The 18,916-nt window shown below is 70.4% G+C and carries 20 protein-coding genes; 9 read left to right on the plus strand and 11 right to left on the minus strand.

Annotation, left to right across the window (positions count from 1 at the left end; all coding sequences use genetic code 11):
- Nucleotide 1 precedes the first annotated feature (1 nt).
- A complete protein-coding gene (locus FE263_RS08550; protein ID WP_138325511.1) occupies nt 2-301 on the minus strand; it encodes a hypothetical protein in 300 nt (99 codons plus the stop codon).
- Between the two features lie 572 nt (nt 302-873).
- Here FE263_RS08550 and FE263_RS08555 point away from each other — a divergent pair.
- On the plus strand, nt 874-2,379 hold the full coding sequence (locus tag FE263_RS08555; protein ID WP_171034005.1) for an NCS1 family nucleobase:cation symporter-1: 1,506 nt from the start codon (nt 874-876) through the stop codon (nt 2,377-2,379).
- Here the strand turns inward: FE263_RS08555 and FE263_RS08560 are convergent.
- The 5 genes from FE263_RS08560 to cysQ all read right to left on the minus strand — a co-directional run bounded on the left by FE263_RS08560 (nt 2,362) and on the right by cysQ (nt 7,902).
- Nucleotides 2,362-3,963, minus strand: a complete 1,602-nt coding sequence (locus FE263_RS08560; RefSeq protein WP_240759225.1) for an amidase — start codon at nt 3,961-3,963, stop codon at nt 2,362-2,364. The two genes, FE263_RS08555 and FE263_RS08560, sit on opposite strands and share 18 nt — an antisense overlap.
- 49 nt (nt 3,964-4,012) lie before the next feature.
- On the minus strand, nt 4,013-5,458 hold the full coding sequence (locus FE263_RS08565) for an FAD-binding oxidoreductase (protein WP_138325514.1): 1,446 nt from the start codon (nt 5,456-5,458) through the stop codon (nt 4,013-4,015).
- A 27-nt stretch (nt 5,459-5,485) separates the two neighbouring features.
- Nucleotides 5,486-6,040 (minus strand): hypothetical protein, encoded by a 555-nt coding sequence (locus FE263_RS08570; RefSeq protein ID WP_138325515.1) that lies wholly within the window; start codon nt 6,038-6,040, stop codon nt 5,486-5,488.
- Entirely contained in the window at nt 6,037-7,059 is a 1,023-nt protein-coding gene (locus FE263_RS08575; RefSeq protein ID WP_138325516.1) for an L-threonylcarbamoyladenylate synthase, read from the minus strand. The genes FE263_RS08570 and FE263_RS08575 overlap by 4 nt, the downstream gene beginning before the upstream one ends.
- 81 nt (nt 7,060-7,140) lie before the next feature.
- Nucleotides 7,141-7,902: a 3'(2'),5'-bisphosphate nucleotidase CysQ gene (gene cysQ, locus FE263_RS08580; RefSeq protein WP_138325517.1), complete on the minus strand. Its 762-nt coding sequence runs from the start codon at nt 7,900-7,902 to the stop codon at nt 7,141-7,143.
- Nucleotides 7,903-8,021: 119 nt separating this feature from the next.
- On the opposite strand from cysQ, the gene FE263_RS08585 reads away from it, so the two are divergent.
- From FE263_RS08585 to FE263_RS08605, 5 genes are all read left to right on the plus strand, one after another.
- Nucleotides 8,022-9,512, plus strand: coding sequence for a leucyl aminopeptidase (locus FE263_RS08585; RefSeq protein ID WP_138325518.1), 1,491 nt, complete (start codon nt 8,022-8,024; stop codon nt 9,510-9,512).
- 5 nt (nt 9,513-9,517) lie between these two features.
- Complete coding sequence (locus tag FE263_RS08590; protein ID WP_138325724.1) at nt 9,518-9,979, plus strand: DNA polymerase III subunit chi; 462 nt, start codon at nt 9,518-9,520, stop codon at nt 9,977-9,979.
- Nucleotides 9,980-10,207: 228 nt separating this feature from the next.
- A complete protein-coding gene (locus FE263_RS08595) occupies nt 10,208-10,441 on the plus strand; it encodes a hypothetical protein (protein ID WP_138325519.1) in 234 nt (77 codons plus the stop codon).
- 2 nt (nt 10,442-10,443) lie between these two features.
- Nucleotides 10,444-11,280, plus strand: a complete 837-nt coding sequence (locus tag FE263_RS08600) for an aldo/keto reductase (RefSeq protein WP_138325725.1) — start codon at nt 10,444-10,446, stop codon at nt 11,278-11,280.
- Nucleotides 11,281-11,345: 65 nt separating this feature from the next.
- On the plus strand, nt 11,346-12,044 hold the full coding sequence (locus FE263_RS08605; RefSeq protein WP_138325520.1) for a DUF1223 domain-containing protein: 699 nt from the start codon (nt 11,346-11,348) through the stop codon (nt 12,042-12,044).
- 18 nt (nt 12,045-12,062) lie between these two features.
- Here the strand turns inward: FE263_RS08605 and FE263_RS08610 are convergent, their stop codons facing one another.
- On the minus strand, nt 12,063-12,893 hold the full coding sequence (locus tag FE263_RS08610) for a CDP-alcohol phosphatidyltransferase family protein (RefSeq protein WP_338086705.1): 831 nt from the start codon (nt 12,891-12,893) through the stop codon (nt 12,063-12,065).
- 124 nt (nt 12,894-13,017) lie between these two features.
- Nucleotides 13,018-13,710: a phosphatidylserine decarboxylase gene (locus tag FE263_RS08615; RefSeq protein ID WP_138325521.1), complete on the minus strand. Its 693-nt coding sequence runs from the start codon at nt 13,708-13,710 to the stop codon at nt 13,018-13,020.
- A gap of 100 nt (nt 13,711-13,810) precedes the next feature.
- Between FE263_RS08615 and FE263_RS08620 the strand changes: the two genes are divergently transcribed.
- A complete protein-coding gene (locus FE263_RS08620) occupies nt 13,811-14,302 on the plus strand; it encodes a hypothetical protein (RefSeq protein ID WP_138325522.1) in 492 nt (163 codons plus the stop codon).
- A 22-nt stretch (nt 14,303-14,324) separates the two neighbouring features.
- On the opposite strand, the gene FE263_RS08625 is transcribed toward FE263_RS08620, so the two are convergent.
- Both FE263_RS08625 and FE263_RS08630 read right to left on the minus strand, forming a co-directional pair.
- Nucleotides 14,325-15,086, minus strand: a complete 762-nt coding sequence (locus FE263_RS08625; RefSeq protein WP_138325523.1) for an SDR family oxidoreductase — start codon at nt 15,084-15,086, stop codon at nt 14,325-14,327.
- An 11-nt stretch (nt 15,087-15,097) separates the two neighbouring features.
- Nucleotides 15,098-16,288 (minus strand): MFS transporter, encoded by a 1,191-nt coding sequence (locus tag FE263_RS08630; protein WP_138325524.1) that lies wholly within the window; start codon nt 16,286-16,288, stop codon nt 15,098-15,100.
- An 80-nt stretch (nt 16,289-16,368) separates the two neighbouring features.
- Here FE263_RS08630 and FE263_RS08635 point away from each other — a divergent pair, with 80 nt between their 5' ends.
- Nucleotides 16,369-17,319 (plus strand): LysR substrate-binding domain-containing protein, encoded by a 951-nt coding sequence (locus FE263_RS08635; protein ID WP_138325525.1) that lies wholly within the window; start codon nt 16,369-16,371, stop codon nt 17,317-17,319.
- On the opposite strand, the gene FE263_RS08640 is transcribed toward FE263_RS08635, so the two are convergent.
- Nucleotides 17,249-17,947 (minus strand): methyltransferase domain-containing protein, encoded by a 699-nt coding sequence (locus FE263_RS08640; RefSeq protein ID WP_171034006.1) that lies wholly within the window; start codon nt 17,945-17,947, stop codon nt 17,249-17,251. The genes FE263_RS08635 and FE263_RS08640 overlap by 71 nt on opposite strands.
- Nucleotides 17,948-18,149: 202 nt before the next feature.
- Here FE263_RS08640 and gloB point away from each other — a divergent pair, with 202 nt between their 5' ends.
- Nucleotides 18,150-18,887: a hydroxyacylglutathione hydrolase gene (gene gloB, locus FE263_RS08645; protein ID WP_138325527.1), complete on the plus strand. Its 738-nt coding sequence runs from the start codon at nt 18,150-18,152 to the stop codon at nt 18,885-18,887.
- Nucleotides 18,888-18,916: the final 29 nt, after the last annotated feature.

Below are 18,916 nucleotides of genomic sequence, written 5' to 3' on the forward strand. Positions count from 1 at the left end.
CTCAGCGGCTCCCGCCGGACCGCCGCGCCGCCATGCGGGCATTCGCACGCGCGGCCATCGCCGCCGCCTCGTCGTCGGCCTCCTTCACCATTCGCTGGTAGCGGCGGTACAGGTAGACAAAGGGCGTGCAGACAAGCACGACGGACATCATCAACAAGGCAAAGAGGGAGATGGCGTCGTCTGGACGAAACACCAGCAGGCCGATGCAGAACAGTCCTAAAACCGCAAAGCCCGCCGCCTTGACGACAAGCTCGACTCCGATGAGCCACCAGGGAACGATTACGACAGGTTGGATACGCACTTGAGGCTCCTCGACACCGGACGATACCGGCGTCGGTTGATTGGAAATCCGCTTGATCTTGCGCTGCTTCTGCGTGAGCCCGATGTGTCGCCTGCGATGCTCTTTCGCCTCCGGGTCCGGATGCTCTGAGGCAGGCGAGCATGCGATGCCCGCTCCTGGTGCACGAAGACGAGTGGGTATCGCTGGTATTCTCGAAGTATCCTCAGGCAATTGCTGCTTAGCGGCGATGCGTGGAAGGATGCGAACTCCGTAAGCGATGGTGAAGCCGAAATCGTCCCACTCGAACTCTCGGTTGAGGATCTTTCGAATTCGCAGTGCCCGCCAACTGTCCGACGTGCACGGACAACCTATCGAGGAGGCACTAAGGAACCGTTAGAGGGAATCACTCAGGTTGTGCGGGATCGATCGGCCGGACGCCTTCTCTGCTCCTGCCGATTGCCCGCCGGGCCGGACGCTGCTGCCCGCCCGGACCTCATTGCGCACCATCGGCCCGCTTGTTGCTTGTCCCTCTCTGACCTGCATCACTGCGGACCGGCAATTGCCGGTCCGCCAGGCCCCGGAGGATGTGCCCGATGTCGCCCGACAGCCGCAGCGTGCCGACGCTGGTCCTAACCGGCGCGCATCCGCGCCTGATCAACCAGGATCTTGCACCGACCGCCCCCGAGGGACGGCGCTGGGGCGCGTTCAGCCTGCTGGCGATGTGGATGTCGGATGTGCATTCCGTCGGCGGCTACACCTTCGCCGCCAGCCTGTTCTTCCTGGGCCTGACCGGCTGGCAGGTGCTGATCGCCATGCTGGCCGGCATCATGGCGGTGTATGGGCTGATGAACCTGATCGGGCGGCCCTCGCAGCGCTACGGCATCCCGTATCCGGTGGTGGCCCGCATCGCCTTCGGCGTCATGGGCGCCAACCTTGCGGCCGTCGTGCGCGGCGTCGTCGGCATCGTCTGGTACGGCGTGCAGACCTACTTCGCCTCCAGGGCGGTCGAGGTGCTGGTGGTCACGCTGCTGCCCTCCGCTGCATCGCTCGACCATGACAGCATCGTCGGACTCTCGACGCTGGGATGGCTAAGCTTCCTGTTCATGTGGCTGTTCCAGCTGGTGATCTTCCTCGCCGGCATGGACCGCATCAGGCGCTTCATCGATTTCTGCGGCCCGGTGGTCTACCTGGTCATGCTGGCGCTTGCAGGCTGGATCCTCTGGCATACCGGATTGTCCAGCCTCTCGATGCAGCTCAGTCCGCCGCCCGCAACCGCCTGGGCGACGATCGGCACGATGGCCAATGCCGCCATGCTGATCGTCGCGTATTTCGCGGCCCTGCTGCTGAACTTCGGCGACTTCGCCCGCTTCGCCACTGACGGGAGAGCGATGCGGCGCGGCAATCTCCTCGGCCTGCCGGTCAATTTCCTGGTCTTCTCGCTCATCACCGTCATCGTCACCGCCGGCACGCGGCAGGTGTTCGGCAGCGCCATCATGGATCCGGTGCAGATCGTGGCCAGGATCGGCAACCCGGTGGTGGCGGTGATCGGCTCGCTCACCTTCATCGTCGCCACCATGGGCATCAACATCGTGGCGAACTTCGTATCGCCCGCCTACGACATCGCCAACCTGTATCCCGAGCGCATCGATTTCCGCCGCGGCGGGGTGATCACCTCGATCCTGTCGGTGCTGGCCTGTCCGTGGCTGTTCGTCGCCAGCCCGCAGGCGATCACCCTGTTCGTCAGCATCTTCGGCGCCGTGCTGGGACCGATGTTCGGCATCATCATCGCAGACTACTACCTGGTGCGCCGCCAGCAGGTGCCGGTCGCCGACCTCTACACCCTCGATCCCTCGGGCGCCTTCCACTATGACGGTGGCTGGAACCGCCGCGCGGTCGTGGCGCTGGCCCTGTCCGGCCTGCTGTCGATCGGACTTTCGCTGCTCGGCGCCTGGCGGCTGGTGCCGGATTGCGGCGCCTGGGGCTGGCTGATCGGCGCCACCGCCGGGGCCGCGCTCTACCGTGGGCTGGCAGCCGGCGCGGTCATGCCCGGAACCGTGCGGACCGGAACCGCCACCTCAGGATCACCCGGCAGGGCGTAGCAGCGAGCGCTGCGCCGCGGATTCCGGCAAAGTCGGCAGGTAGTGCGGCTGCTGGCGTATCCCGGCGGCCGCCTCGTAGGCGGCGCCGAACTCGAGCAGGCGCTGCTCGGACCAGCGCGGCCCGATGAAGGAGAGCCCGACCGGCAGCCCGTCCACGTCGCCCATCGGCACCGTCAGATGCGGCGCGCCGGCGACGGCGGGCAACGTCGAGGCGCTGCCGCCATCATGGTCGCCGTTGACCAGGTCCACCACCCAGGCCGGGCCGCCGGTGGGGGCGACCATGGCGTCCAGGTTGTTCTGCACCTGTATGCGGTCGAGCCCGTCCACGCCGGCCATGCGGCGCGACCGTGTCAGCGCATCGCGGTAGCCGCCATCGTCCGGGCCTGTGGTGGCCTGCGCCCGGACCATCAGGTCCTGGTTGAACAGGCCGAGTTCGCGGTCGTGGTGCGCCTCGTTGAAGGCGATCACGTCGGCCATGGTGCGCGTCTTCACCGTGTCCGGCGTGGTCGCGAGGTAGCTGTCCAGCCCGGACTTGAGTTCGCTCAGCAGCACGGTCATCTCGGCGGCGCTGATGGCGTCGAGATCCGGGCCGTCCTTGATCTCGACCAGGGTGGCGCCGGCCGCGCCCAGCCGGTCGAGCGCCTTGCCGAACACCGCATCGGTTGCGGCATGGTGCCCGGCGAGGAAGCGCAGCACGCCGATCCGCACGCCCTTCAGGGCGCCCGCGCCGTCGGCACCGAGCGGCGCCGGGCGATGCCGGTCGGCATCCGCCGTCGCCGGATCCTCGGGGTCGCGCCCGGCGAGCACCGAGGCGAGCAGGGCCGCGTCCGCGACCGTGCGTGTGATCGGCCCGGCGGTGTCCTGGCTGGCCGAGATCGGCACCACGTGGGTGCGCGAGATCAGGCCCACCGTCGGCTTCAGCCCGACCAGCCCGGTCAGCGAGGCCGGGCAGGTGACCGAGCCGTCGGTCTCGGTGCCGATCGCCGCCGGCGCCAGCGAGGCTGCCACCGCCACCGCACTGCCTGACGACGAGCCGCAGGCCGAGCGGTCGAGCGCATACGGGTTGCGGGTCAGGCCGCCGACGCCGCTCCAGCCGCTGATGGAGGCCGACGAGCGCATGTTGGCCCACTCGGAGAGGTTGGTCTTGCCCAGGATGATGGCGCCGGCGTCGCGCAGCCTCGCCACCAGCGGCGCGTCGCGGTGGGTGACGTTGTTTGCCAGCGCCAGCGAGCCGGCGGTGGTCGGCATCGCATCCGCGGTCTCGATATTGTCCTTCACCAGGATCGGCACGCCCTCGAGCGGACGCGGCGCCGCCCCGGAATGGCGCCGCCTGTCGCTGGCCGCCGCCTCGGCCTCGGCCTGCGGGTTGACCACGATCACCGAGTGCAGGGAGGGCCCGGCATGATCGATTGCCGAGATACGTGCGAGATAGGCCCGCACCAGGGCGGCAGACGACACATGCCCCGCCTGCATGTCGGCAGCCACGTCGGCAATCCCCTTGTGCTGCACATCGTAGTTGGCGGGCGACATGGCGGCGGCTCCGGTCAGGGCGATCGCGCCGAGCAGCAGAAGCGCGCGCGGCAACAGGGTTCTGGACGTTGTTTGCATCGGGACTCGGACGTCGGAGGAAAGATCAGGGCAGCAGCTTGCCGGGATTGAACAGATCCAGCGGATCGAAAGCCTGCTTGATGCGGCGCATGGCGTCGAGCTCGGCACCGCCGCGCCAGTCCGGCATCATGTACGGCTTGAGCATTCCCACGCCATGCTCGGCGGAGAACGACCCGTCGAGTGTTCGCACCACCGCGCAGACGGTGTCCATGATCTCGTGGTCACGCGCCAGGAACGCCTCGCGCGTCATGTCGGCAGGCTGGATCAGGTTGAAATGGATGTTGCCGTCGCCAAGATGGCCGAACGGCGCGATCCGCACGCCGGGCACCAGCGCCTCGCACGCCGCGGTGGCGCGCGCGATCAGTTCGGGAACCTTCGAGACCGGCACCGAGACGTCGTTCTTCACGCTGGCGCCGGCACGTTTCTGCGCCTCCGAATGCTCCTCGCGCAACCGCCAGATCGCCGCCCGCTGCGCGCCGCTCTCGGCCACCACCGCGTCCGCCACCGAGCCGTCCTCGAGCGCCTGTCCGATGACTTCCTCGATCAGCTCGCGCAGGCCGGCGGTCTCGCGCCCCGACGCCAGTTCGACCAGAACGTAGTGCGGCGCGGTTTCCGCCAGCGGCAGCGTGGCGCCGTCGATCAGCGACGTGACCAGCGCCATGCCGGTGCCCGACATGAACTCGAAAGCCTGGATCGCGGATGGATCGCGGCGGCGGAATTCGCTGAACAGGGCGAGCGCCGCCTCGGGGGATGCGACGCCGCACAGTGCCACCTCGACGCTGCGCGGTTGCGGCGCCAGCTGCAGCACGGCGGCGGTGATGATGCCGAGGGTGCCTTCCGATCCGACCAGCAGGTGGCGCACCGCGTAGCCGGTATTGTCCTTGCGCAGCCGGCGCATGCCGTTGAACACCTGGCCATCGGGCAGCACCGCCTCGACGCCGAGCACCAGCTCGCGCGCATTGCCGTAGCGCACGGTGTTGTTGCCGCCGGCGTTGGTGGCCAGCACACCGCCGATCTGCGCCGAGCCCTCCGACGAGATCGACAGCGGCAGCAGGCAGCCGGCCTCGCGCGCCGCGGCCTGCGCCGCCTGCAGCGTGACGCCGGCCTCGACCGACAGCGTCATGTCGACCGGATCGACGCCACGAACCCGGTTGAGGCGCGACAGGCTGAGCACGATCTCGCTGCCGTCGGCGTGCGGCGACGCGCCGCCGACCATGCTTGTGTTGCCGCCCTGCGGCACGATCGCGACCCGGTGCTGCACGCACAGCCGCACCGCAGCCGCCACCGCGTCGGTATCGGCCGGCCGGACCACCGCCATCGTGCGGCCGCGATACAGCCCGCGCCAGTCCTCGACATAGCCATCGGTGTCGCGGCCGGTCAGCACCCCGGCCTCGCCGAGTTGTTCGCGCAGTGCGGCCAGCAGGGCGGTGTCGGCCGGTCTGGAAGAGGAGGCGGGATGGGGCAATGGCATGGCGATCAAGGTAGTGTGGCCACGGGCCTATGGCGACAGCGGCGAGATGTCGGTGGTGGTGCGCGCAGGCATCATGTCCCGCACCACCGCGCTGCCGGCGATGCCGACCAGCACGCCGCAGAGCAGCGACAGCACCAGCAGCATGGCGCGCGGGCGGCTCTCGGCCTGCGCCTGGATCGCCGCCTGCTGCGCCTCGGCGCGCGCCCGCCGGGTCAGGTTCAGTTCCGAGCGCATCGACTCGTTGCGCGACATCGCCTCGCGCAATTCGAGATCGAGCCGGTTGAGGTCGGCGGTGAGCTGCGAGATGCGGGTGCGCGCGGCCTGCATCTCGGCGGGCGACCCGGTGGTGGCCTTGGGCGTGCGGGTGCGGGTCGTGCGCGGCGCCGGTGCGGCCTGGGCCGGCGGGTTGGGAGCGATCGCCACGAACAGGTTCTTGAGCGCGCCGCCGGTCACCGCATTCTTGCGGGCGCGGGCGCGGATCGCCTCCAGCGCGCTCGCCGACTGCCCGGGCTGGTCCTCCAGCACCAGGGCGAGGATGTCGGAGAGGGTCTTCAGCTCCTTCGGATCGATCGCCGGGCTCATCCGCCAGCCGGTCCCGCACCGGTCGGCTGGCCAGGGCGCGGCGCCGCCGCGCGGGCGAGCCGGTCGCGTATCGCCGGACCGAGCCCGGCGCCCGGCACCCTCATCGCCGCGATGCCGCGCAGGCCGAGCTGTATGCCCTTCTCGTCGAGCATGCGCAGCCCGGCGAACAGGCGGCTGGCAGCCTCGCCGGTGTCGCCGCCGGCGCTCAGGTTCCAGGTCAGCGCGGCGCCCGGCAGCGCGGTGCCGAATGCCAGCAGCGCCTCGTCGCCGGCGACCGCATCCGCTTCGAGACGCAGCGGCAGGCGGGGAGCGTAGTGCGACGCCAGCATGCCGGGCGAGGCGGGCCCGGCTGCGGAGGCACGAGGGGCGTGGTCGAGTTCCGGCAGCCCGGCCGCGGCGAGGACCGACGCGATCGCCTCTGCAGCGATGCCACCGGCCCGCAGCAGGCGTGGACGCTCGCCGGAGAGGTCGATCACCGTGCTTTCCAGCCCGACCGGGCACGGGCCGCAGTCGAGCACCGCGTCGATGCGTCCGGCCAGTCCATCCAGCACGTGCGCCGCGGTGGTCGGCGAGATGCGTCCGGAGGGGTTCGCGGAGGGCGCCGCGACCGGCCGCGCCACCGTCCGCAGCAACGCCTGCGCGATCGGTCCCGAGGGCACCCGGATGGCGAGGGTCGGCAGCCCGGCGGTGGCCTCGGCGCAGACGATGCAGTCCGGCCGCTTCGGCAGCACCATGGTCAGCGGACCGGGCCAGAACGAGGCAGCGAGGGCGCGGGCGGCCGGCGTGCGCACCACCAGGGCGAACGCCGCGTCGGCGTCCGCGACATGCGCGATCAGCGGATTGTGGACGGGCCGGCCCTTCGCCTCGAACACGGCGCGCACCGCGACCGGATCGGTGGCATCAGCGCCCAGGCCATAGACCGTCTCGGTGCCGAATGCGACCAGGCGGCCGGCCTGCAGCAATGCCGCAGCCCGTGCCGCTCCCTCCGGTCCCGCGCCCAGGCTCTCGGTTACCAGCATGCGTCCCGCCCGCATCCCTTCTCGCTCAGGCCGCCCCGAATCGGCACGATCGTCGCCGACCATAGCAGCTTGCCCGTCGCCTCAGGTCGCGCCGCGGCAGATGAAATGCGGGTTTTCCCAGCCGGGCTTGGCGTAGCGCAGCGGGCTGCCATCGAACAGGCACACGCTGCCGCCGGCCGCCTCCACCACCGCCTGAGGCGCCGCCGTGTCCCATTCCATGGTGCGGCCGAGCCGCGGATACAGATCGGCGCGGCCCTCGGCGACGCGCACGAATTTCGCCGCCGAGCCGATATTGCCGACGCTGGCGACGCGCTGGGCGCCAAGCCAGGCGCGCAGCCGCTCGTCGTTGGCGTAGTGGCGCGACGCCAGCACCGCGAGGCCCTCGGCGGGCGCCGTCCGGACCTGGATCCGGTGCTCGCCGCTGGCGTCCCGGCGGATCGCGCGCCCGGCGCCGACGTCGCCGAGATAGAGCTCGCCATAGGCCGGCAGCGCCACCGCGCCCAGCACCACGGCACCATCGCGCACCAGGCCGATGTTGACGGTGAAGTCCTCGCGCCCGGCGGCGAACTCCCGGGTGCCGTCGAGCGGGTCGACCAGCCAGAAGCTGCCCGCGTGGCCGACCGCATGACCGGCGGCGACCTCCTCCTCGGCGATCACCGGGATGTCGGTGGCGGAGCGCAGCCCATGCAGGATCAGGATCTCGGCGGCGTGGTCGGCCTCGGTCACCGGGCTGTCGTCCGACTTGGTGAGGGTCGAGAAGCCGCGTGCGCGGATCGCCATGATGGTGTCGGCGGCCGCCCGCGCGAGGCCGGCGGCGAGGTCGAGCAGCTCGGGATCGTTCATCGTCGATCACCTAGCGGTCCGGGCCGGCGGACGCAAAGGCGGCCGCCCCCTGGCGATCTGCGTGATTGTCACATACCTACGGGGTCATTGCCGAGACCACGCCAGCCGGAGACAGCGCCATGCTCGAGATCAACTTCGCCGAGGGGCGGCTGGACACGCTGCCGGATGCGGCCGCCCTGGCCCTGCTGGTGGCCGAGGATGGCGACCGGCCGGCCCTGTTCAACGCCATCGACGCTGCCACCGGCGGCGCCGTTACGCGGAGCCTGCAGTCCGCCGAGTTCACTTTCGGCCGCAACAAGACCTGCATCCTGCACGGCCCCGGCGCCGGCCTCTCGCGCGTCGTCCTGGTCGGGCTCGGCAGGCGTGCCGATCTCGAGACGCGGGCGCTGGAGGCGGCCGGCAGCACCGCGGCGGGCGCGCTGCGCAGCGCCGCCGCCGGATACCTGTCGGTGGACGGCCTGAGCGGCGAGCAGGCGGCCCATGCGGCGCTCGGAGCGCGCCTCGGCGCCTACCGCTTCGACCGCTACCGCACCCGCGAGACCGCCGAGGACAAGCCCCGCCTCGCCAGCCTCACGGTGCTCGCGGGGGATTTCGGCACCGTCGAGGCGGCGCGTGCGGCCTGGCCGGCGCTTGAGGCGGTGGCGCACGGCGTCGCGCTGACCCGCGACCTCGTCAGCGAGCCCGCCAACGTGCTGAGCCCGCCGGTGTTCGCCGAGCGGATCGAGGCGCTCGCCAGCCTCGGCCTCGAGATCGAGACGCTCGGGCCGGCCGAGATGGAGCGGCTCGGCTTCGGGGCGCTGCTCGGCGTCGCCATGGGCAGCGACAAGGAGCCGCGCACCGTCATCATGCGCTGGAACGGCGGCGCGGCAGGCACCGCCCCGGTGGCGTTCATCGGCAAGGGCGTGACGTTCGACAGCGGCGGCATCTCGATCAAGCCGGCCGGCGGCATGGAGGACATGAAGTGGGACATGGCCGGGGCCGGCACCGTGGTCGGGCTGATGGCCGCGCTGGCCGGACGGCGCGCGCGGGTGAACGCGATCGGCGTGGTGGGCCTTGTCGAGAACATGCTGGGGGGGAGCGCGCAGCGGCCGGGCGACGTGGTGAAGAGCCATTCCGGCCAGACCATCGAGGTGCTCAACACCGATGCCGAGGGGCGGCTGGTGCTGGCCGACGTGCTTTCCTACACGATCGAGCGGTTCAATCCGCGCTTCATGGTCGACCTCGCGACGCTGACCGGGGCGATCATCGTCGGCCTCGGCCACGAGCATGCCGGGCTGTTCTGCAACACCGACAGCCTGGCGCAGCAGCTGACCGAGGCAGGGCTTGCGACCGGCGAGGCGGTCTGGCGGATGCCGCTGGGCGACAGCTACGACAAGCTGATCCGCTCCGACATCGCCGACATGAAGAATATCGGCGGCCGGCCCGGCGGCGCGATCACCGCGGCGCAGTTCCTCAAGCGTTTCGTCGGCACCACCCCGTGGGCGCATCTCGACATCGCCGGCATGGCGTGGAGCAGCAAGGACGCGCCCGGAATTCCGAAGGGCGCCACCGCGTTCGGCGTCCGCCTGCTCGACCGGCTGGTGACGGCGCACTACGAGGACGGGGTGTAGCCCCGCTGGCGGAGATCGGCTTCTACCACCTGACCCGGAGCAGCGCCGAGCAGGCGCTGCCGCGGCTGCTCGGGCTGACGCTGGAGGCCGGCCACCGCGCCCTGGTGCTGTGCCGCGACCAGGCGCGGGTGCAGCAGATCGACGAGGCCTTGTGGCAGGCCCCGGAGCCTTCCTGGCTGCCGCACGGCACGGCGAAGATCGGCCATGCCGCGCTGCAGCCGATATGGATCGCGCCGGCGCCGGGTGCGGATGGCGTGGTCGAGGCACCGAACAAGGCAAGCTACCTGTTCCTGCTCGATGGCGTCGCGGCGGGTCTCGACGGCTTCGAGCGGGCGTTCGATCTGTTCGATGGCGCGGACGAGCAATCCGTGGCGGCGGCCCGGCAACGCTGGTCGGCGTTGAAGGCGGCAGGCCACCGGTTGGCCTATTGGCGCCAGGACAGCAAAGGCTGGAGCCGGGCCGGCTGATCGCCCGCCAATGCCGTTGCTGCACTCCCGGTCCACCGGCGTGGCCTGCTCAGCCCGCTGCTGGCCACCGGACTGCCGGACGCTTGCAGATCCCGGTCATCCCGCAGCCGCGAGACCTGGCTGCAAGCCTCGCCGCCAAAGCGGGTGCCCCACGGCGCTGATCGGTTTGGCGCCGGCACGACGCGCAACCTGCCCGACGCCGGCTGGTTGAGGACATCGGAGGATCCCATGAGTGACAAAGCGTCCCAGCCTGCCGGCCCCGACACCGAGCATCCGCACAATCCGGAGGAGCCGGGCGGACACTCGGAGACCAACCGCCCCGGCATGACCAATGGCGTGCCCGACGACATTGACCAGGGCAGTGCGTCGGCGCACCCGACCAGCGACCGCGAGCAGAGCGAGACCGCGGCCGGCCAGCCGGGCGCGCAGGAGGACCCCGGAGAACAGGTTCCCGGAGCGTGAGCATCCGCAGGGTGCGCATGGCCGGTGGCGTCGAGGTTCCGGTGCTCGGCCAGGGCGCCTGGAATATCGGCGACAGCCGCGCCGCGCACGAGGCCGAGATCCAGGCCCTGCGCCTCGGCCTCGACCTCGGCATGACCCTGATCGACACCGCCGAGATGTATGGCAACGGTGCATCCGAGCGCCTGGTCGGCGAGGCGATCGCCGGGCGGCGCGACGAGGTGTTCCTGGTCAGCAAGGTGCTGCCATCGAATGCCAGCCGGCCCGGAGTCGCCCGCTCCTGCAGGGAAAGCCTTAAGCGGCTCGGCACCGACCGGCTTGATCTCTACCTGCTGCACTGGCGTGGCGGGGTGGCGCTCGCGGAGACCATCGACGCCTTCGAGATCCTGCGTCGCGAGGGGCTCATCCTGCAGTGGGGCGTCTCGAACTTCGACGTCGACGACATGCAGGAGTTCGTGGGCAAGGCCCGGCCGGGCGGCTGCCTGGTCAACCAGGTGCTGTACAATCTCGAGCATCGTGGCATCGAGCACGACCTGATCCAGTATGGCGTCGAGCAGGGCGTCACCCTGATGGCGTATTCGCCGGTCGGGCAGGGCGGCGAACTGCTGCGCCATCCGGCGTTGCGAACGGTCGCCGGGCGGCATGGGGTGAGCCCGGCGCAGGTCGCGCTGGCCTGGACCATCCGGCAGCGTGGCATCATCAGCATTCCCAAGGCCGCCACCGAGGCGCATGTCCGCGAGAACGCCGCCGCCGCCGATCTGGCGCTGCAGCCGGATGATCTTGCAGAACTGGACCGGGCGTTTCCGCCGCCGGAAAGCAAGCAGCCGCTGGCGATGCTGTAGTCGCCTCGTGAGGTAACCTCGGCACCCCCGCCCACGCATGACGAAGGCAGCGGGGAAGCATTCGGATGGTACGATCTACGGGACTGGCAATCGTCGCCGGCGTGATTGCAGGCTTGGCCGGATGGGATGGGGCAACGGCGGCGGATCGCGTGCACCCGACCGTCGTCGAACTGTTCCAGAGCCAGGGCTGTTCGTCCTGCCCGCCTGCCAACGCCAACCTGCTGGCCCTGGCCGACCGGCCGGATCTGCTCGCGCTTTCCTGGCAGGTGACTTACTGGGACCAGCTCGGGTGGACCGACACCTTCGGCAAGGCTGCATTCACCGATCGCCAGCGCGACTACGCCCGGGCGTTCGGCCGCGACCAGGTCTTCACGCCGGAGATCGTGGTCAACGGCCGCGCGGACGTCGTCGGCAACCGACGGGATGAGCTGGAGGCGCTGATCTCGCGGGCCGATCGCGGCGAGGGTGGACCGGCGATCATGTTGTCGGGAACCGGGGTCACGGTCTCCGCGGCTCCTTCGGGCGCGATCGTGCTGCTGGTGCGCTACGACCCGCACGTCATCCAGGTGCCGATTGCCCGGGGCGAGAACGGCGGCCGCACGCTGCCGCATCGCAACGTCGTCCGTGACGTGGCGCTGCTCGGCACGTCGGATGGCCGCACGCGGTCCTACGCCCTGCCTGCCGCCAGCCGGAACGGCCTCAGGACCGCGGTGCTGGTTCAGGACGGCTCCGGCGGCGCGATACTCGGGGCTGCCGGCGACTGAGCGGCGACGCAGCGCCAGTCAGGCGCTGGCGACATCCTCCTCGGGGACTTCCTCCTGCAGTGCCTCGGCATCGGCACGCAGGCGGTGGAAGCTGCGCCGGCTGAACGGCAGCATGACCAGGTAGATCAGCCCGGCGCCCGCCAGCGCTGCCCATGGATCGGCCACCAGAACGGCGGCGAAGCCGCAGGTGCCGAGCAGCAGCGGCAGCACGAACTCCGCCGGCACCTTGAAGTTCTTGAACGACCAGACCGGCAGCGTGGAGACCAGCAGGAACGCGACGCCGGTCAGCATCACCGCCACGAAGGCCGGGTGGTTGACGGTGGTGTAGAGCCACAGCCAGTCGGTCTTGCGCGCCTCGAGGCCGGCGAACAGCGGGAACAGGGCTAGGCCGGCGCCCGCCGGGGCGGGCACGCCGGTGAAGAAGTTGTAGGCGTAGGTCGGTGTCTCCGACGGGCCGACGATGGCGGCGTTGAAACGCGCCAGGCGCAGCGCCATGCACACCGAGAACAGGATGCACGGCAGGAAGCCGTAGCGCCCACCGTTGTGCAGCGACCACATGTAGAGGATGAACGGCGGCGCCACGCCGAAGCACAGGAAGTCCGACAGGCTGTCGAATTCGGCGCCGAACTGGCTGGTGGCGCGGAGCAGGCGGGCGATGCGGCCGTCGAGCCCATCGATGCCGGCGGCCAGCAGCAGCGCCACCGCGGCGTGGCCGAAATGCCCGTCCAGCCCGAAGCGCATGGCGGTGAGCCCGGCGCACAGGCCGATCATCGTCAGCAGGTTCGGAATCAGCCGGTTGAAGGACTGGCCGCGAAAGCGCGGCCTGCCGCGGCGGCCGAGCCGTCGCAGCCGCTTCAGGCGGCGCCGGCGTACCGGCACCGGGCCACCGTAAAGCCGGCCATCAGAATCTGGGCCATCAGAAGTGGGGCCATCAGAACCGGGGCCGCCCGGCGGAGGGCGGCCCGGCGCGGGGTCAGAGATGGGCAATGACGGTCTCGCCGCCGATCATGGTCTGGCCATCGGCGACCAGCGGGGTGACTTCCGGCGGAAGATAGAGGTCGGTGCGGCTGCCGAAGCGGATGATGCCGAAGCGCTCGCCGGTGGCGAGGGTGTCGCCCTCGCGGATGCTGCAGACGATGCGCCGCGCGATCAGGCCTGCGATCTGCACCACTGCCATGGTGCGGCCATCGACGAGTCGCAGTCCGATCGCGTTGCGCTCGTTCTCGTCGCTGGCCTTGTCGAGGCTGGCATTGAGGAAGCTGCCCTCGTGATAGGCGATCCGGGTCACCGTGGCGGTGACCGGCATGCGGTTCACGTGGACGTCGAGCACCGAGAGGAAGATGCCGACGCGCCAGCGCGGCTCGCTGCCGAGACCGAGCTCGGCGGGTGGCGGCACCAGGGCGATCGAGACCACGCGACCGTCTGCCGGGGCCACCACCGTGCCTTCGCCGGCGGGCGTCACGCGCGCGGGATCGCGGAAGAAATACAGGCAGAAGCCGCTGAACAGCAGCCCGGCGCGGCTGGCCAGGCGGAAGCCGCGCCAGCCGGTGAGGCGCCGAAGCAGCCAGCCGGCGAGCACGGCGCCGGCACCGGCGGCGAGGAAGGGACGCCCGGCCGGATGCGGCGGGGCGAGGACGAGCCTGAGGGACTTTATGATCGAGGACATGCGGGCCCGTTCATGGGGGGTTCACCATTTGCGGTCAAGCTGCAGGCCGGCGGGGTCGGCTTGATCGAGCGGATCGTTGGCCAGGAGGTTTCGGCAGGCCATGAGTATGACGCAGACAAGCAGTCCGGCCGCCAGCAGTGCGGACGCCGGTAGTCCGGCCGCCGCCCTGATGGGCGATCTCGGCTTCTTCGGCTTCGATACGACGGGGCGGCTGCGGCCGAACCCGCCGGATGCGATGCCGATGATGGAGTGCCGCTGGAGGGGCCGGCGGATCTCGACGAAGTTGCAGGATCTGTCGGACGGCGTCGGCATGATCGCCCTGCGGGCGCAGGTCGGGCGGGTGCCGAGCAGCCTGCATTCCGCCGCGGTCCGGCCGGACGCGCTCTCGCTCGCCTCGAACCTGCCGCCGCTGCTACCTCCCGGCTGGACCCTGACCCTGGCCTGCGACCACAGCCTCTACCTGTACACCGAGCAGGAGGTGCCGATGCCGGCCCTGATCAGCGACCTGCTGGTGCCGATGGTGCAGTTCTGCCTGACCGCCGCGCCGTTCCTGGACCTGCTCGACGAGAATGGCCTGGGGCTGGACCGGTAGCGCGTGAACGAACCCCGCCGGCCTACTTCCCCCCGGTGGCATCGAGGAACGTGCCGGTCACGAAGGACGCCTCCGCGCTCGCCAGCCACAGGATCGCGCGGGCAACCTCCTCGGGCTGGCCGCCGCGTCCCATCGGGATCGAGTGCTTGACGCGGTCGACCCGGTCGGGCTCCCCGCCGCTTGCATGCATGCCGGTGTAGATGTGCCCCGGCCGGACGCAATTCACGCGTATGCCCTCTCGCGCAACTTCCCTCGCGAAGCCGATCGTGAAGGTCTCGAGGGCGCCCTTCGAGGCGGCGTAGTCGACATACTCGCCCGGGCTTCCGAGCCTGGCAGAGGCGGACGATACGTTGACGACGGCGCCGCCACGGCCGTTGTGACGATACGCCATGCGCCTTGCCGCCTGTTGCGCGCAGAGCATCGGGCCGATCGCATTCACCGCGAAGATCCGCTGCATCCGCGTAAAGCCGAGATCCTCCAGCCGGGATTGCGGTGCGAGGATCGCGGCGTTGTTCACCAGCACGTCGATGCGGCCGAACACTCGGTCGATCTCGTCGAACAGCCGGGCGACCTGCACGGGATCGGCGCTGTCGGCGCGCACCGCGAGGGCGCGGCGTCCGCTCGCTTGCACATCGGCCGTCACCGCCGCCGCCGCGCCCTCATCGGCGACGAAGCTGATCGCGACATCGTAGCCGCGTGCGGCGGCAAGCCGGGCGGTCGCGGCGCCGACGCCACGACCACCCCCGGTGACCAGGATGAGCGGTGCCTGGATGGCGTTTCCCATCGTGTGGCCTTTCAGGCTTTGGAGCGGAGATGTGGCCGCAGCGCCAGCACCAGCGGCACGACCAGGACCGCGGTCGCCGCGGAGGCCAGGACGCCGATCGTCTGGCTGCTGTGATCCGCGACCGCGCCGTACAAAATCGGCGCGACCCCGCCCGAGCCGATCACGCTGGTGTAGAAGACGGCAAAGGCGCGGCCGGTATCGCCACCGGACAGTTCGGGCACGGTCCCGTACAGCACCGAGGACGTGCCGTTGAGCACGATGCCGAGCAGCGGCAGCAGCACGAGTGTCCAGGTCAGCGGCGTGGCCAGCGTGGCTGCGATCAGCAGGGCCGTCGCGGTCTCGGTCAGCATGACGCTGCCGACCACGCCCAGCCGCTCTCCAAGCCAGCCGCACGTCGCCTTGCCGAGCGCGCCACCGATGAACAGCAGGGCCAGCGCGATCCCGACCGTCGGCGAGCCGCCGTGCCGCGCATGGATGAGGAAGGGCAGGAACAGCAGGTAGCCCATGCGGGTCGCGGTATCGAGGCCGCCGATGATGGTGAGGAGGCCGAACCCGCCGCGGCCAGCGCCGGCCACCACGGCGCCGGCCGGTTTCGTGATGCGGGTCGCCGGGGCCAGCGATGCCAGGATGATCGCGACCGCGACCCCGAACGCCGCCATCAGGCCCAGCACCGGTCGCCAGGCCAGGATCGGCAGCAGCAGCGCGACACCGGCCGGCAGTATCGCCTTGCCGAGATCGCCGGAAAAATTATACACGCCGAGCGGACGTCGCGCCGATGCACCGAAACTGTCGGTGACCAGCATGGAGCCGCGCGGGTGCTGGATGCTCGATCCGATGCCGGCGACGACGAGCCCGATGCAGAGGCCGGCAAACCCCAGTGGAAGCGCCATCGTCAGCAGGCCGGTCGCCGCGACGACCGTCGAAAGGATCAGGGCAGCGCGTGGCGACAGGCCGCGCAGGGCGCGATCGGCCGGCAGCTGCAGGCCGCCCATGGTGCCGTAGTAGAGGGCGCGCATGACCGCCAGGCCTGCATAGGACAGGCCGAACTGCGCCTGCCAGACCGGAAGGAAGGCGTAGAGGCCGTCGGTGTAGCCATCATGCAGCGCGTGGGCGAGGCAGGCGGCGAGCAGGCTGCGTGAACGGCTTGCTTCCGACGAGGTCCCGTCGTCGCCGAGGATGCGAAGTTGGGCAGCGATGGTCATGCGTCCAACGGTAGGCAGGCGCCAGCGGTGCAACCAGCCGGTGATTGCTCACGATACGGGGCAGCTTTAATCACGGGTCGATGCGCCGGCTGCCCCCTCTCAATGCCTTGCGGGTCTTCGAAGTCGCTGCACGCACGGGCAGCTACGCCGAGGCGGCGGCGCAACTCGGCGTCACCCACGGCGCGGTGAGCCGGCAGATCGCGGCTCTCGAGGGCTGGCTCGGACAGCGCCTCTTCACCAGGGAAGGCCGCCGCATGGTCGCGACGCCGATGGCGATCGCGTTCGCGACCGAGGTCGGCCAGGCGTTCGATCGGCTGGCCGTGGCCGCGGCGGCCTGCGGCCGTCCCGCAACGCGCCGGATCCTGCGCGTCAGCGCGCCGACCAGTTTCGCGATCCGCTGGCTGATCCCCCGCCTCGATCGCTTCCAGGCCGACCATCCGAACGTCGAGATCGCGGTCACCACGGTCACGACCATCATCGAGCAGGTGCGTGGCGACGTCGACGTGGCGATCCGCCGTGGTGTCGCGGGGCCGGCCTGGCCCGGCCGTCGGGTCGTTCCGGTGCTGGATGATATCGATACGCTGATCATGAGCCCGGGCCTGTTCGCACGCCGGCCGATCCTGCAGCCTGCCGACATCGATGCCCATGTGTGGCTTGCGAGCGAGACCCGCGCCGGCGACTGGCCCGACTGGCTGGAGGCGGCCGGCTTGCGCAGCCTGGCCGGGCACTCCCGCCAGATCTACGATCACTTCTTCGTAACGCGACAGGCGGTGGAGGACGGGCTCGGCATCGGTATCGGGCCGCTCCCGTTGCTGGGGGCCGATATGGATTCTGGCCGGCTGATGACGCCGTTGCCGCACATCCGGGTTCCACGACAGGGCTACGTCGCGATCATCCCGGAACATTTCGATGCCGCCGGTGTCGCGGCGGGGTTCGTCGACTGGCTGGCTGGAGAAGGCCTCAGACCGCCTGCACCAGCACCCGCCGCCGCGCACGCTTCGCCGTCGGCAGCGCGGCGTAGACGTCCTTGACCGCCTCGACCAGCAGCACGCCCGGCAGTTGCGGCGCCATCCTCGCCCCGGTGCGCTCGGCCAGACGGCCAAGGCGCAGGACCGGCCGGAGATCGACGGGCGGCATCCAGAGAGCCCCCGCGTTGCGCTCGACCCGGAACAGCGACTGCGCCAGCAGCCGGTCGATCTGTCCGCGCGACCAGGGCGCCCCCTGACCGAACGGCGTGCTCTCCCGGTGCGCCCACAGGCCACGCCGGTTCGGCACCATCAGGATCACGCGGCCGTCGTCCTTCAGCACCTGCCAGACCATGCGCAGCAGGCGAGGGGCGCTGACGGCGGTCTCGAGGGCATGGCAGAGCAGGATGCGGTCGAAGCTCAGGTCGGGAAACGGCAGGCCCTGCTCGTCGACGATGCACGTGGCCGAGGCGAGCGCCTGGGTGTCGGCCAGCGCCCGTGTCTCGGCGGCGATGCAGATCCTGGCATCGTCCTGCCAGAGCGACAGGAACGGTTGTGCGTGGCCAAGCCCGAGGACGTTGAGCCGGGCGAGGTCGGGCCAGAGTTCGCCAAGCTGGCGCCGGAGCAGCCGGGCCGCCACGCGTCCGCCGCGGCTGGCGTAGAATTCCGTCATCGCGCGGAAATCGTCACTCATGCCGGGGATCCAGATGAAGGCCGGAGCATGACCCGATTGATCATGCTCTGCTTGTCGTTTGCCAGGTCGGCTTGATGAAGACCGGTGCCGGACAAAAGCTGGCGCTGATCCGGCCGCTGCACAAGGCGTCGGGATCAGGCCGGTGGTGGCATGCCCGGCCGCTTCGCTGTATCTGCCTGCCAGACGGAACAGGAGGAAGAGCGTGGCGCTGAACATCCGGGCGATCCCGATCCTTTCGGACAACTACGCCTGGTTGCTGCGCGATGCCGCGAGCGACGAGTTCGCCATCGTCGATCCCGCCGAACTCGATCCGGTGATGAAGGCCATCGAGGCAGAGCGCGAGGCAGGCGGCAGGCCGGCGATGATCCTGCTCACCCACCATCACTCCGACCATATCGACGCGGCGGAAGCGGTCCGCGAGCGCACCGGAATGGCGATCGTCGGCGCCACCGCCGACCGCCGTCGTCTGCCCCGGCTCGACCGTGAGGTTGCCGAAGGCGACACGCTGGCTTTGGGGGAGAGTGTCGCGCAGATCATCGAGACACCCGGCCATACGCGCGGCCACATCTCGTATTTCTTTGCCGCGACGCCGGCGTTGTTCTGTGGCGACACGCTGTTCAGTCTCGGCTGCGGGCGGCTGCTCGAGGGCAGCCCGGCCGAGATGTTCGACAGCCTCCGCCGTCTGGCGACCCTGCCGCCGCAGACGCTGGTCTGCTGCGGTCACGAGTACACCGAGGCGAATGCCCGCTTCGCACTCGCCGCCCTGCCGGACGACCGGGTGGTTGCGGAACGGGCGGCCGAGGTTTTCGCCCTGCGCCGGAACCATGCCGCGACATTGCCGGTGCAGCTGGGACTGGAACTGTCGACCAACCCGTTCCTGCGCTCGCCGGATCTTGCGGACTTCACCCGGCTGCGGCGCTGGAAGGACAGCTTCCGGTAGAGGCTGCCGCCGCGGCTGGCCGCGGCGGT

This window comes from Lichenicoccus roseus, from assembly GCF_005844085.1.
Taxonomy (GTDB): Bacteria; Pseudomonadota; Alphaproteobacteria; order Acetobacterales; family Acetobacteraceae; genus Lichenicoccus; species Lichenicoccus roseus.